The organism is Affinirhizobium straminoryzae, assembly GCF_007004135.1.
Classification (GTDB): Bacteria; Pseudomonadota; Alphaproteobacteria; order Rhizobiales; family Rhizobiaceae; genus Neorhizobium; species Neorhizobium straminoryzae.
In genome coordinates, this window is record NZ_VJMG01000097.1 from 1 (window position 1) to 7,762 (window position 7,762).

Sequence of the window (7,762 nt, forward strand, 5' to 3'; positions counted from 1 at the left end):
GACCGCTCGAAGCTTACGGCCGAAAAGGATTTCCGGGTCTTTGCGCCTAAGACCTGGCGGCTTTACGATCTCGGGGCGAAACACGCGCTTCTGAAAGCTGGTCTCGGCTGGGGTGGCATGCCGGTGGAAGTCGTGCGGGAAGACCTTGATCGTGGTTTGCTGGTCCCGTTGGAGATTGCTGACATGACGACAGCAGCCATGATTACGATGTCCGTGGTCTACAGGGCGGACTCTCTGCCCGGTCCGGCCGGACGCGGATTTATTGAGGAGCTCATCAAGGCGTCGTCTGTCAGTAACGCCGCCTAGCCTTTATCAAGCCTGAAAAGTTACAGCTATCGCAAGCGGCGTGCTGATGCCTCTCGAAATGGTGGAATGCGATCTCGCCCCATGTATTGCGATGTCGGCCTTTCGCGCTGACCGCCCTCCGGGACCCGCCTGCATGTGGTTGATTGAGCAGTTGAAACCGCAGGGTGGGGAAGGGGTACGTGCATCCATGGACGATGATACCGTCTCTGTTGAGGGTGTGTAGTATCACCCTTCAGAAATCTGCGATGACACGGCGCTTGCCAGTCAGATCTCCTCAGTGAAGATGGCCCGTGACGACGTCACGGTACTCCTTGTGCTCCCGGTTCACCCAGCCATGCGATGGTGCCCGGAGTGGAGTCTCTACTCTTTCCGAGTGGCGCCGTAGGCGGCCAGGAAGACACGAACGCCTCCCTTGATGAGGGCTTCGTAGCGGCCGGGTTCAGGTGGCTGCATGGAGAGAGCCCAGTTCAGCGGCAGATCGCCCTGAACGAGACTGAGAAACTGTTTCGCGGCGAGGTCGAGGTCGTCGATGCACAGCAAGCCAGCGTCGATACCCCGTTCCAGAAACGTCCGCACCTCTTCGAGGTGCCGGCGAGGACCGCCGTTCATGAAGATCTCCGCGATTGCGGGGAAGTGGGAAGCGTTCGTCATGATGAGACGATGGAAGCCGAGCTTCTTGTCGGTGAGAAAGATTGCGGTGAAGCGATGAGCAATATCCGTCAAGGCAGCTGTTATATCGAGGATCGGCCTGTTCGGATCCCAGAGCGGGGGCGGCCCGTCGATCTCGAACTCCTCTTCGATGAGGCCGTACAACAAGGCCTCCTTGCTCTCGAAGTGTGCATAGACCGTCGCCTTTGATACCCCTGCCTTTTGCGCGATCAGGTCCATGCTGGTCCGATCATAGCCCAGTTCCAGAAAGCAGGATCGGGCGGCCTGCAGGACGAGGCGCGATTTGGGCGTTGTCTTGCGCTCCATCTGGCCTGGCGAATGGGGCGGGTCTTTACGCTGTCCGGCATTGTTCATCGGGCAAAATCCCTTCATCGAACTAAACGGTTCGGTTCACTCTTGACTTTTGCAAGGCGCACTGCGATCTCAGTGAAATAAACTAAACGGTTCGGTTCAGTCGGTCGTACTTCATGGTCAAGTCCTGCTTCTCGTCCCTATCGCGTCCGGACACCCTGTTCGGACGCCCCCATCTCATTCTCATGTCGACGTTCCTGGCACTGTCCGGCTGCACGGTTGGCCCCGATTTCAAAATTCCCTACGCGCCTGACGTGTCTGGATACACCAATGACGGCCTTGGCAAAACCGTGGGTGCTACCGTCTCGGATGGTCGTCAAGCGCAGCGCTTTGTCATGGGCAGCGATGTAAACCCGGCCTGGTGGAGTCTGTTCCAGTCGAAACAGATGAATGCCTTCGTGGAGGAGGCCATCCGCAACCATCCGGACGTCGCTGCCGCCCAGTATGCGTTGCGCGCAGCCCGCGAAACGGCAATCGCGGAGCAGGGAGGATTGCTGCCTCAGGTCAGTGCGAGCGCATCCTCAACGCGGGAACGCACCGCCGCCAGCGGAAGCTCGCCGGCCTCGATCTACACGTTGCACAACGCGTCGGTCGATGTTTCCTACAGCCTCGATATCTTCGGCGGCACGCGTCGCCAGATCGAGGCCAAGTGGGCGGCGGCCGAATACCAGCGTTTCGAGCTGGAGGCGACCTATCTTTCCCTTACGGCGAATGTCGTGACATCGGCCCTGACCGACGCTTCGCTCAGCGCCCAGATCGCCGCGACGCAAGATATCATCCGGTTGCAGCGCGACCAGCTGCAGCGCATCCAGCAGCAGTTCAACCTCGGTGCGGTTCCAGCCTCCGACGTGCTGTCGCAGCAATCGACACTGGCCCAGACGGAGGCGACGCTTCCCTCGCTGCAGAAGCAGCGCGCCCAGACGCGCAACGAACTGATGGCCTATCTCGGCCGTCTGCCGAGCCAGGACCGCGGCGAAAGCGTGCGGCTTGCGGATCTGCGCCTGCCGCAGGCACTTCCGGTCAGCCTTCCATCGGCGCTTGTGCGCCAGCGGCCGGACATTCGTGCCGCCGAGGCAACCCTGCATGAGGCTACTGCGAGTGTCGGTGTGTCGATTGCAAACATGCTGCCGCAGATCAGTCTCAGCGGCAGCTATTCGACCAGCGCCAGCACCCCGTCGGATCTGTTCTCCGCGAATTCGATCGCGTGGAGCGTGGCCGGCTCGGTCACCCAGAAGCTGCTGGATGGCGGCACGCTTTTCCATACCAAGGAAGCCAGCGTCGCCACCTTCGAGCAGGACCTCGCCAAGTACAAGTCCACGGTCATCTCCGCCTTCCAGGACGTGGCCAACAGCCTGAGGGCGATCCAGTACGACGCCAAGGCGCTGCAGGCGCAGACGGCCGCGGAGAAGGCCGCCCAGGCAAGCCTCACCATGGCCGAAGAGCAGTACAAGACCGGCGCCGTCGATTACCCGACGGTCTCCAGCGCCCAGCAGACCTACCAGAACGCGGTCATTTCCCGCGTGAAGGCCCAGGCCACCCGCTACACCGATACGGTCGCGCTCTACCAGTCGCTCGGCGGCGGCTGGTGGAACCGGCAGGACGAGACCGCGCTGTCGCGCCCCCGCGTCCAGCCCGGCCGCTTTGCCGGCCCCGATTCGGTTCCCGCCACAAACGCCACCACCACCGATATCAAGAACAAGAAGGTCCAAGAACAATGATCAAGCGAATGGTGATCATGTTGCTCGCCACCGGCGCTGTCTTTGGCGGGCTCTACTGGTTCCAGAACTTCAAGGCCGGAATCATCAAGCAGGTGATGGCCGGCATGAGCAATCCGCCGCAGACCGTCTCCACCGCCGTTGCCGCGCGCATGCCGTGGCAGGACGAGATCGAGGCTGTCGGCACGCTGAAGGCCGCCAACGGTGCCGATCTCGCGCTTGAAGTGTCGGGCATCGTGCAGAACATCAGCTTCAAGTCGGGCGATTCCGTCTCCGCTGGCCAGACGCTTTTGCAACTGGCCGCTCAGGAAGACATCGCCAAGCTTGCCTCCCTCCAGGCGACGCTCGACAACTACGTCATCACGCTCGATCGCGACAAGGCGCAGCAGGCCATCAAGGCCGTCAGCCAGGCAACGGTCGATACCGACACCGCCAATGTCCGCAACGCCCAGGCGCTGGTCGACCAGCAGAAGGCCGTGGTGGCGCAGAAGACGCTGACCGCCCCCTTCGGCGGCCGCCTCGGCATTCGCTCCGTCGATCTCGGCCAGTATCTGACGGCCGGCACCACCGTGGTGACGCTGCAGGCGCTCGATCCGCTCTATGTCGATGTCTATCTGCCGCAGCAGGCCCTCAGCCGCCTGAAGGTGGGCCAGGAGGTCAATACCACGGTCGATGTCTATCCGGGCCGCGTGTTCAAGGGCGAGATTTCGGCCATCAATCCGAAGGTCGATTCCACCACCCGCAACGTTCTGGTGCGTGCCACGATCAAGAACCCCGACGGCGCGCTGCTGCCCGGCATGTTTACGAAGGTTGCCATCGCCATCGGTTCCGTCCAGCAACTCGTGACGCTGCCGCAGACGGCCATCGTCTACAATCCCTATGGCGACAGCGTCTTTATCGTCGATGACAAGGCCAAGGGCGACCAGGCCCAGGGCGTGGCCCGCCAGACCTTCGTCAAGACGGGCAATGTGCGCGGCGACAATGTGGCCGTCGTCGACGGCATCCAGCCGGGCGACAAGGTCGTGATCGCCGGCCAGCTGAAGCTGCGCAACGGAACGCCGGTCAACATCGACAACAGCCACGTGCCTCCTGCCGAAGACGCGCCTGTCGTTACGGATCAATAGGACATCCACCCATGAAAAGCTTCACGGACATCTTCGTGCGCCGCCCCGTGCTGGCGCTGGTGGTAAGTGCGCTCATCCTCGTCCTCGGGCTGAAGTCGATGACGACGCTGTCCATTCTGCAATATCCCCGAACCCAGAATGCCACGGTGACGGTGACGACCACCTATTCGGGTGCGGATGCGGACATCATCGCCGGCTTCATCACCACGCCGCTGGAAAATGCCATCGCGCAGGCCAACGGCATCGACTACATGACGTCGACCAGCAAGACCGGCACCAGCACCATCACCGTCAACCTTCGCCTGAACTATGATTCCGGCAAGGCGCTGACGGAAATCAATACCAAGGTGAACTCCGTCATCAACCAGCTGCCGGCCAATGCCCAGCAGCCGGTGCTGACGCTGTCGGTCGGCCAGACCATCGATTCGATGTATCTCGGCTTCAAGAGCGATGCGCTGGCGCCCAACCAGGTGACCGATTACCTGACCCGCGTCGTGCAGCCCAAGCTGCAATCGGTGAAGGGCGTCCAGACGGCCGAACTGCTCGGCGCCAAGAAATTCGCGCTGCGCGCCTGGCTGGATCCGGTCAAGCTCGCCGCCTATGGCCTCAGCGCCTCCGAAGTATCCACCGCGCTGACGAGCAACGACTATATCTCCGGCCTCGGCACGACCAAGGGCCAGCTGGTCCAGGTGAACCTGTCCTCCTCGACCAATCTCCACTCGCTGGAGGAATACAAGAACCTCGTCGTCAAGCAGACCAACAATGCCATCATCCGCCTGAAGGACGTGGCCAATGTCACCCTCGGCAGCGACGATTACGAGAGCGTGACGAGCTTCAACGGCCAGACGGCGGTCTATATCGGCATCCAGGTCGCGCCGACGGCCAATCTTCTGGACGTGATCAACGGCGTCAAATCCGTGCTGCCGGACATCCAGTCGCAGCTGCCGGTCGGCCTGACAGGCACGGTGATCTACGACTCCACCGATTTCGTGAACAGCTCGATCAACGAGGTGATCGATACCCTGCTGGAAGCCGGCGTGATCGTGACCATCGTGGTCTTCGCCTTCCTCGGCTCCTGGCGCGCCGTTCTGATCCCGATCGTCGCCATTCCGCTGTCGCTGATCGGCACCTTCGCGCTGATGCTTGCCATGGGCTTCTCGATCAACCTGCTGACGCTTCTTGCCCTCGTTCTCGCCATCGGTCTTGTCGTCGACGACGCGATCATCGTGGTCGAAGGCGTGAACCGGCATATGGAAGAGGGAATGACGCCGTTCAACGCAGCCCTGCAGGCCGCGCGCGACCTCGCCAGTCCGATCATCGCCATGACCATCGTGCTGATCGCCGTCTACGTCCCGGTCGGCTTCCAGGGCGGCCTGACGGGCGCACTCTTCACCGAATTCGCCTTCACGCTCGCCGGTGCGGTCACCGTGTCGGCGGTCATCGCGCTGACGCTTTCGCCGATGAACTGCGCCCACATGCTGAAGCCCATCCACAAGGACAGCGCCACGCTGGAAGCGCGGATCGTCCATGCGATCGATCGCTTCATGGCAGCGCTCAGCCGCGGTTATCGCCGCATGCTGGAAGGCACGCTCAACACGCTCTCGGTCGTCATCGTGTTCGGTCTGATCGTGCTCAGCAGCATCTACTGGCTCTACACCAGTTCGACCACCGAACTCGCGCCGCAGGAGGACCAGGGCATCATCCTCGGCCTGACCACCGCCTCGCCGACCTCGACGCTGCGGCAGCGGCAATTCTACTCGCAGCAGGCCTACGATATCCTGAAGGACAAGCCGGAGACCAATCTGGTCTTCCAGATCGACGCGCCCGGCCAGTCGATCCTCGGCTGGGTCCTGAAGCCCTGGGAACAGCGCGAAAAGAGCACGAAGGTGCTGCAGCCGGAAATCCAGAACCAGCTGAACGGCATTGCCGGCGTCCGTACCGTCGCCTTCCAGACCTCGCCGCTGCCGGGCAGCAGCGGTCTGCCGATCCAGTTCGTCATCACCACGACCAACGACTTCGGCCAGCTGAACGACGTCTCCAAGGACTTCATCGCCAAGGCGCTGCAGACCGGCAAGTTCATCTTCCTCGACAACGATCTGAAGTTCGACCAGCCGGAAGCGCGTGTCGTGTTCGACCGTGAGAAGGCAGCCCAACTCGGCCTCAGCATGTCCGATGTCGGCAGTTCGCTCGCCACCATGCTGGGCGGCGGCTATACCGGCTATTTCAGCCTCGATGGTCGTTCCTACAAGGTTATCCCCCAGGTCCAGCAGGCGTCCCGCCTGAACGCCAAGGATGTGCTGAACTATTACATCAAGGCGAGCGACGGCAGCAGCATTCCGCTCTCGACCATTGCGCATATCGAGACCAAGGTGTCACCGCAGTCCTACAACCACTTCCAGCAGGTGAATTCCGCCACTATTTCCGGCGTCGCCATGCCGGGCGTGGCGATGGGCGATGCCCTGCAGACGCTGAAGCAGCTGGCGGCCGACACGCTGCCGCCGGGCTATACGGTGGACTACGGCGGCCAGTCGCGCCAGCTGGAGCAGGAAGGCGGCGGCTTCGTCACCACCTTCGCCTTCGCGCTGATCATCATCTTTCTGTCGCTGGCAGCCCTGTTCAACAGCTTCCGCGACCCGATCGTGATCCTGGTCTCGGTGCCCATGTCGCTTGCCGGTGCGCTGATCTTCATCAGCCTCGGGCTCGGCGGCGCCAGCATCAACATCTACACGCAGGTGGGTCTGGTGACGCTGATGGGGCTCGTCAGCAAGCACGGCATCCTGATGGTGGAAGTGGCAAACGAACATCGGAATGCCGGCAAGTCCAAGCGTCAGGCCATCGTCGAAGCCGCCGAAATCCGCCTTCGGCCGATCCTGATGACCACGGCGGCCATGGTGCTCGGCGTCATCCCGCTGATCACCGCCTCCGGGGCCGGTGCTGCCTCCCGCTTCAACATGGGTCTCGTCATTGCCGCTGGCCTGTCCATCGGCACGCTGTTCACACTCTTCGTCGTGCCGGCCGCGTATGTGCTGATCGCCAAGGCAGGAGCCGTCGATGCAAGATGACCTATAGCGTCACGTCCAGCACTACAGAAATTCTGGCGATATTCGACTAGTCCTCCGTATAGAGAGGCAGGCTCCAGCTAAGAGCCTGTCCGAGAATTCATGATGACCGTGCGATGCGTCTGGTCAGCGTCATGATGGATGCAGCATAGAGGAAGGCTTTGGCCGACTTTGTCGTCGCCTCCGGATCTTTCCCAAGCCGCCGATTTCGACTGATCCATGCGAAGAAACGCTCTACAACCCATCGCTTTGGATGAACGGCAAAGCCGGCCTGATCCTTGGGCTTGCGGACGATCTCGACATCGACAAGCGTCGCATTCTGCGGCTTGTCACCCGAATATCCCATGTCGGCAAGCGCCTTTTCGATAAAGGGGAAGGACCTGCGGGATACCTGCAGGACAGAGATCGCGCCATCTCGATCCTGAATGTCGGCGGGCTTGGGATCGAGGACGAGTGCTCGGTCATCCATGTCCACCATTGCCTGCCGGTGGGCTACCGCTTTCGGTGGTCTTGACGCTCTGGCTATCCAGCACGGCAG

Annotated in this window: 5 protein-coding genes and 1 pseudogene; 4 read left to right on the plus strand and 2 right to left on the minus strand. The window is 61.7% G+C overall.

Annotated features, from left to right (window positions below; genetic code table 11):
* Positions 1-306 (plus strand): LysR substrate-binding domain-containing protein (locus tag FNA46_RS24530; RefSeq protein ID WP_246103363.1); only part of this gene is annotated, 306 nt, incomplete at its 5' end.
* A 360-nt stretch (positions 307-666) separates the two neighbouring features.
* Here FNA46_RS24530 and FNA46_RS24535 read toward each other — a convergent pair.
* Positions 667-1,329 (minus strand): TetR/AcrR family transcriptional regulator, encoded by a 663-nt coding sequence (locus FNA46_RS24535; RefSeq protein ID WP_246103365.1) that lies wholly within the window; start codon positions 1,327-1,329, stop codon positions 667-669.
* A 182-nt stretch (positions 1,330-1,511) separates the two neighbouring features.
* Here FNA46_RS24535 and FNA46_RS24540 point away from each other — a divergent pair, with 182 nt between their 5' ends.
* From FNA46_RS24540 to FNA46_RS24550, 3 genes are read left to right on the plus strand one after another with little or no spacing between them, the layout of a single operon-like run.
* A complete protein-coding gene (locus FNA46_RS24540) occupies positions 1,512-3,044 on the plus strand; it encodes an efflux transporter outer membrane subunit (RefSeq protein WP_143127868.1) in 1,533 nt (510 codons plus the stop codon).
* Positions 3,041-4,165 (plus strand): efflux RND transporter periplasmic adaptor subunit, encoded by a 1,125-nt coding sequence (locus FNA46_RS24545; RefSeq protein ID WP_143127865.1) that lies wholly within the window; start codon positions 3,041-3,043, stop codon positions 4,163-4,165. Before FNA46_RS24540 ends, FNA46_RS24545 begins: the two co-directional genes overlap by 4 nt.
* An 11-nt stretch (positions 4,166-4,176) precedes the next feature.
* Complete coding sequence (locus FNA46_RS24550; protein ID WP_143127866.1) at positions 4,177-7,227, plus strand: efflux RND transporter permease subunit; 3,051 nt, start codon at positions 4,177-4,179, stop codon at positions 7,225-7,227.
* A gap of 97 nt (positions 7,228-7,324) precedes the next feature.
* Here FNA46_RS24550 and FNA46_RS24555 read toward each other — a convergent pair.
* Positions 7,325-7,762, minus strand: a pseudogene (locus FNA46_RS24555) (transposase); the annotation flags it as partial.